Source organism: Paenibacillus sp. LS-5 (assembly GCF_056121505.1).
The window spans coordinates 1-231 of sequence record NZ_JBWAVA010000144.1 but is presented as its reverse complement, the minus strand read 5'-3'; the positions used below and the strand labels follow the sequence as shown (position 1 = coordinate 231).

The window sequence follows — 231 nt, the reverse complement described above, 5'->3', positions numbered from 1 at the left end:
ATGTTGAGCATGCTGCGGGTCTTGCGCGGCAGTTCCTCGCGGCCCCACACCGTGCCCCAGCAATATTCGTTGAGCATCTCCTGGAACGGACGGTTGAAATCGTCGACGTTCTTCAGCGCGTTCTCGACATAGGCCTCGCCCAGCACCGCTTTGCGGACTTCCAGGCCCTTGTCGTGCATCTTCTTGTCCATGGCGTTCCTCGTTCTTTCGTTGGGACGGGCGAGGCGGAAA

General features: G+C 59.7%; 1 protein-coding gene. It reads right to left on the bottom strand.

The features are described from left to right. Window positions 1–191, bottom strand: a 191-nt coding sequence (locus AC0MA3_RS26805; RefSeq protein ID WP_474658395.1) for a carboxymuconolactone decarboxylase family protein, incomplete at its 3' end; no start/stop codon positions are given. Between the last annotated feature and the right edge of the window lie 40 nt (window positions 192–231).